This window comes from Amycolatopsis sp. SID8362 (assembly GCF_010550475.1).
Lineage (GTDB): Bacteria > Actinomycetota > Actinomycetes > Mycobacteriales > Pseudonocardiaceae > Amycolatopsis > Amycolatopsis eburnea.
The window spans coordinates 1-4297 of sequence record NZ_JAAGNB010000603.1; the positions used below are offsets into that span (position 1 = coordinate 1).

Here is a 4297-nt window from a genome sequence, read left to right on the forward strand (position 1 = left end):
GGGCCGGTCGGGCCGGTGCTGCGCGACCGCCTCGTCGAGACCGTGCTCGGCGTCGCACTCGCCGTCCTCGCGCAGTACCTCCTCGCCCCGCACGCGCACCGCGCCACGTTCCGCTGGACCGAAACCCGCATCCGCGCCGCCGCCCGCGCCGTGCTCGAGACCCAGGACCGCGTGGCACGGCGGGATCTGCAGTTCGAACTCGAGGGCGCCACCCGCGCCGCCGTCGACTCCGCGCACAACGACGTCCGCTGGACGCGGGACCACTGGCCGGGCCACGCCGCGCTCGTCCACCTCGGGTACGACCTCCTCGCGGCGTGCTGGGCCGGCGCCGTCGACCCCGCGCGGTGGGCGCCCGCGTTCCGGCCACCTGCGCAAACCCGGCAAAACTAGGCCGAACGGGTTACCTTGGCTTCGGAAGGTGACGGAGGTCCGGCATGGCGGCAGACGACGCGACCCGCGCTCCGGCCTGGGTCGAGCCGATGCTCGCCAAGGCCGACGGCGGACGGCTGCGCAGCGGCCCCGAGTGGGCCTACGAGTACAAACTGGACGGCTACCGCGCCGCCATGCGGATCGCCCCGGACGGCACCACCGTCCTCACCAGCCGCAACAACATCGACTTCACCGCCGAGTTCGCCGAGCTCGACGGCGTTCTCGCGCCGGCGCTCGACGGCCGGGCCGCCTACCTGGACGGCGAAATCGTCGTCTACGGCGAGGACGGCCGCATCGACTTCGAGCTGATGCAGGAGCGCCGCGGCCGCTGGGTCCGGCACCAGAGCGGGCCGAAAGGCCGCGAGTTCTCCGACGCGCCGGTCCGGTTCCTGGCCTTCGACCTGCTCCGGCTCGGCGACCGCGACCTGCTCGCCACGCCGTACGACGAGCGCCGCGCCCTGCTGGCGAGCCTGCCGATGCCCGACCCGTACCGCGTCTCGGTGGTGCGGGCGGTCACCTTCGCCGAGCTCGCCGCCGACCGCCGCACCCCGGCCGACTTCCTGTCGCACGCCGCGTCCGCCGGGTACGAGGGTGTCGTCGCGAAGCTGCGCAGCTCCGCCTACGTCCCCGGGCAGCGGCCGGATTCCTGGCTCAAGCACCCGCTGATCCGGACCCAGGAGGTGATCGTCTGCGGCTGGCGCCCCGGCCAGCGCAGCTTCACCGGCACCCTCGGCGGCCTGCTGCTCGGCGCGCACGACCCCGAGACCGGCTCCCTCGTCTACATCGGCGACGTCGGCACCGGCTTCAGCCAGGCCGCCCGCGCCGACCTGAAGGCGCGGCTGGAGGGCATGGAACGCCGCACCCACCCGTTCGTGACGGCGCCGCCGCGCGAGGACACCGTCCGCGCGCGCTGGGTCGAGCCGCGGCTGGTCGGCGAGGTCGTCTACCGGCAGTTCACCCGCGCCGGCCGCGTCCGCCACACCGCCTGGCGCGGGCTGCGCGCCGACAAGGACCCGGCCGACGTGATCGCCCCGCGCGCGGTCCCCCAGGAAAGCGCGGCGCCACCGCCCGAACCGCCGGGCAAGCGGATCACCGTCCAGGCCGGAGACCGCCGGCTCACGCTGTCCAATTTGGACAAGATCCTCTACCCGGCGGCCGGGTTCACCAAGGGCGAGGTGATCAACTACTACTCCCGCGTCGCGCCGGTGCTGCTGCCGCACCTGGCCGGCCGCCCGGTGACGTTCATCCGCTACCCGGACGGCGTCGACGGCCAGAAGTGGTTCGGGAAGAACGTCCCGAACGGCGCCCCGTCCTGGCTGCGCACCGCGCGGCTGCCGAGCACCGGCTCGCGCGGCAGCGGCGACACCATCGACTACCCGCTGCTGGACGACCTCCCGGGCCTGGTGTGGGCGGCGAACATCGCCGCGCTCGAACTCCACGTTCCCCAGTGGACGGTCGGCGACGGCACGCGGAACCCGCCGGACCGCCTGGTGTTCGACCTCGACCCGGGTCCCGGGACGTCCATAGTGGACTGTTGCCGGGTGGCCGAACGGCTGCACGACGTCCTGGCCGCCGACGGGCTCACGCCGTACGCGAAAACGTCGGGCTCGAAGGGGATGCAGCTCTACTGCGGCATCGCGACCGGCGACCCGGCGGCCCCGTCCGCCTACGCGAAGCGGCTCGCCCAGCGGCTGGCGAAGGAGACGCCGGAGACGGTGACCGCGGTGATGGCGAAGGCGCAGCGGCCGGGACGCGTGTTCATCGACTGGAGCCAGAACAACCCGGCCAAGACGACGGTGGCGCCGTATTCCCTGCGCGGCCGCGACCACCCGACCGTCTCCACCCCGGTGACCTGGGCCGAAGTCCGCGCGTGCCGGCACGTCAGCCACCTGACGTTCACCGCCGACGACGTCCTCGACCGCGTCACCGAGCACGGCGACCTGCTCGCCGGACTGGCCGGGGAGCGCGCGCCGCTGCCGTAGTACTACGGCGAGGCGGTGAACGTCGCGGGCACGGCACGCGGACGGCGAGGGCCCCAGCGGCTGGTGGCGAACAGGACGACGGCCGCCCGGCCCGAGCCACCGACCCACGCGGGCTGCGCGTGCTCGAACGCCACGAGCGGAGGTTGGCGCCGCAGGCTGGCACCACCTCGCAGCCGGGCACTCCCGCCGTCGCGGTACCGGACGACGTAGTCGAGACTGCCGGCGTTGTTCGATCGCCCCGCGAAAGCGAGAGCCGCGAGGCAGCCTCTCGGTTCCACTCTCACCGCCGTGACCTCCGCGGCTCGCCAGCCGGTGCGCCGGACCGACTCGTAGCGCAGCCACCACAACACCGCCCACGGCGTTAAACCCAACGAGGCCACGATCACCCCGAAGGCCAGGACAGCCGCCGCGGTATTCCGGGAAGCGTCACCGATGCCGTACGAGAAAAGCAAGAACGCGAGAGCCGGGATCCAGGCCAGGCAGCACGCCGTCGTCCGCAGTGCCACGGTGCCCAGACGCTCACGTTCACGAGCCAGCTCCGCCCGGCCCAGCCCCCAGGGATCCTGCTCCACGACGTCAGCATAAGGGCGCGTCACCCCGCCGGAGCCCACTCCCATTCGGTCAGCGCGGTCCGCATCAGGCGGGCCGCGGTGGGGAGGCGGCTGTCCGCGGCCCAGCAGAGGGTGATCGTGCGGCGGCAGTCGGGGCTGTCCACCGGGATCCACACGACCGGCACCTGCGCGGCGACGCGCCGGGCCATCGCCGGGTTGAGCCCGATGCCCAGCCCCGCGCTGATGAGTTCCTGGATGGCGCCGGGTTCGTCGCCTTCGAAGACGATCTTCGGCGTCAGGTCGCGCGCGGCGAAGAGCCGGTCGAGCAGCCGGCGGTGCCAGTGCCCGCGGCGCGCGGTGATGAACTGCTCGTCCGCGAGGTCTTCGACGCGGACCGAGGCGCGCCCGGCCAGCCGGTGCCCGACCGGGGTGGCCACGTACACCGGCTCGTCGAGCAGCTCGACCCCGGCCAGCCCGTCGGCCAGGATCGGCTGCGACGCCACGCAGAGGTCGACCTCCTTGGCCCGCAGTGCCCGTGCCATGTCGTCGGCGGGCAGCTGGTGCAGCACGACCTCGACCGCCGGGTGGGCCCGCTTGAACGCCGCGAGCGAGCCGGTCAGGGTGAGGAACGTTTCCGACGCCAGCCGCACGGTTCCGTAGCCCTCGCCCGTCGTCTCCACGACCGCGCGGCAGCCCGCGTCCAGCTCCCCCAGCGCGCGCTCGACGTAGCCGCGGAAGAGCCTCCCGGCGTCGTTCAGCCGGAGCCGGCCGGCCCGGTCGAACAGCGGCGTGCCGAGCTCGGCCTCCAGCCGCGCGATCGTGCGGCTCAGCGACGGCTGGGCGATCCGCAGCTCGTCGGCCGCGCGGCTGAGGTGCTCCAGCCGGGCCACCACGAGGAACTGCCGCAGCGTGCCCAGGTCCACGTCATACCTCCCGCGTCATAACGGCATAGCGATATTGATCTTAGACACGATAGCCTCGCGGTCATAGCGTGAATTCCGTGGACAGCACAACGAAAACGCGCCCCGCCGGCTGGGCGCTGCGAGCCGTCGCGGCCGCGCACGTCGTCGCGATCGCCGGCCAGCCGGTGTTCGCCGGCGTCTACCTCAGCGGCGACTACGACGCCCTGCGCCTGCACGCGACCGGCGCCGACGTCGTGACGTCGCTCGCCTACGTGCAGGTCGTCGTGGCCGTCGTGGTGTGGGTCCGGCTGCGGCGGGCGTGGCCGTTCTTCGCCACGACGGCGGTCGCGGCCGCCGAGACGGTCCAGTACTTCGCCGGCCTGGACGGGGCGCTGTGGCTGCACCTCCCGCTCGGCGTGCTGACCGTCGCGGG

At 73.5% G+C, this 4297-nt stretch carries 5 protein-coding genes; 3 read left to right on the forward strand and 2 right to left on the reverse strand.

Annotated features, from left to right (window positions below):
- Together G3I65_RS18805 and ligD are read left to right on the forward strand one after the other, a co-directional pair.
- A partial coding sequence (locus tag G3I65_RS18805) for a hypothetical protein (protein ID WP_203612427.1) occupies nt 1–390 on the forward strand: 390 nt, incomplete at its 5' end.
- 44 nt (nt 391–434) lie between these two features.
- On the forward strand, nt 435–2411 hold the full coding sequence (gene ligD, locus G3I65_RS18810; RefSeq protein WP_160697270.1) for a DNA ligase D: 1977 nt from the start codon (nt 435–437) through the stop codon (nt 2409–2411).
- Between the two features lie 2 nt (nt 2412–2413).
- Here ligD and G3I65_RS18815 read toward each other — a convergent pair whose 3' ends face one another.
- Nucleotides 2414–2983: a hypothetical protein gene (locus tag G3I65_RS18815; protein WP_160697271.1), complete on the reverse strand. Its 570-nt coding sequence runs from the start codon at nt 2981–2983 to the stop codon at nt 2414–2416.
- A gap of 20 nt (nt 2984–3003) precedes the next feature.
- Entirely contained in the window at nt 3004–3885 is an 882-nt protein-coding gene (locus tag G3I65_RS18820) for a LysR family transcriptional regulator (RefSeq protein WP_160697272.1), read from the reverse strand.
- 77 nt (nt 3886–3962) lie between these two features.
- Here G3I65_RS18820 and G3I65_RS18825 point away from each other — a divergent pair.
- A partial coding sequence (locus tag G3I65_RS18825) for a hypothetical protein (RefSeq protein ID WP_203612428.1) occupies nt 3963–4297 on the forward strand: 335 nt, incomplete at its 3' end.

Excerpts from the sequence above, each read along its gene's own strand:
- ligD (WP_160697270.1), top strand. The coding sequence starts at position 435 with ATGGCGGCAGACGACGCGACCCGCGCTCCGGCCTGGGTCGAGCCGATG.